Origin of the sequence: Streptomyces rubellus, assembly GCF_036323805.1 — a bacterium.
Classification (GTDB): Bacteria; Actinomycetota; Actinomycetes; order Streptomycetales; family Streptomycetaceae; genus Streptomyces.
Genome location: NZ_JAZDCX010000065.1, coordinates 1 through 1,161, shown reverse-complemented (window position 1 = coordinate 1,161; position 1,161 = coordinate 1). Strand labels below are relative to the sequence as shown.

The 1,161-nt window shown below is 66.6% G+C and carries 2 protein-coding genes; both read left to right on the top strand.

The window, feature by feature from the left end; all coding sequences use genetic code 11:
- The first annotated feature begins 59 nt into the window (after positions 1 to 59).
- On the top strand, positions 60 to 575 hold the full coding sequence (locus V1L54_RS29625) for a winged helix-turn-helix domain-containing protein (protein WP_443076830.1): 516 nt from the start codon (positions 60 to 62) through the stop codon (positions 573 to 575).
- A partial coding sequence (locus V1L54_RS29255) for an IS630 family transposase (protein WP_330121183.1) occupies positions 572 to 1,161 on the top strand: 590 nt, incomplete at its 3' end. The genes V1L54_RS29625 and V1L54_RS29255, both read left to right, overlap by 4 nt.

The following is a 1,161-nucleotide window of genomic DNA, read 5'->3' as shown; positions in this document are numbered from 1 at the left end:
TACTGATCTTTTCGTAAGTTCGGTGGGTTTGGGGGCGGTGTGGGTGGGAGGCTATCGGAATGGCTTATCGACCTTCGCCTCCTGAGGCCGGCGTCTCTCTTCCTCCGTTGTCGCGGCCTCAGTTGTCGGAGGCGCGTCGTGTTCGGGCGGTCGAGTTGTTCGAGGACGGTGTCCCGAATGCGGAGATCGCGCGGGCAGTGGGGGTGTGTGCCGAGAGCGTGCGCCGATGGCGGCGGGTGTGGGAGGAAGGTGGTGCTTCGGCCCTGCGACGCCGTGCGGCTACCGGTCGTCCGCCCAAACTGGACGACGCCCAGGTTGAGACCGTCCGGGCCGCGTTGGAGAGAGGAGCCCGAGCCCATGGTTTCGAGGCCGACCTGTGGACCCTGGAGCGAGTCGGCGCCGTCGTGGAGCGTGTGACGGGAGTGGTGCTGTCGAGAGCGTCAGTGTGGCGGTTGCTGACCGGTCGGCTCGGATGGAGTCTGCAGCGGCCCGAGCGCCGGGCGGTTGAGAGGGACGAGTCGGAGATCGCCCGTTGGATCACGCACGAGTGGCCGCGGATCAAAAAGGGGCCGTGAACACACGTGCCTGGATCGTGTTCCTTGACGAATCAGGCGTCTCCCTGCTGCCTCAGATCCGCCGCACCTACGCACCCCGAGGGCGGACCCCGCTGCTACGGCACCGGCTGAACTGGAAGCGGGCGTCGATGGCCGGGGCCCTGGGATACCACTCCACCGACCCCGATCGAGGGGCCCGCCTGTGCTTCCATCTCAAGCCCGGCAGCTACGACACCGCCGCCCTCATCGAGGTCCTGGAGCAGATGAAGGTGTTCTACCGCGGTGAGCGGGTGGTGCTGGTCTGGGACGGGCTGTCCGCCCATTGGAGCCGCGCGATGCGCGCCTGGGTCGCCGAACAGGACTGGCTCACCCTGGAGCGATTACCCGCCTACGCTCCCGAGCTCAACCCGGTGGAGCTGCTGTGGTCCTCACTCAAGAAACGTGAACTCGCCAACCTCGCCGGCGACCACCTCGCCGATGTCGCCGACGCCACCGAGCACGGCATCCACCGCATCAACCACAACCCGCAACTGCCATGGTCCTTCCTCGCCCACACCGGCCTGACCATCCACCCACACCACCCACCGAACTTACGAAAAGATCAGTA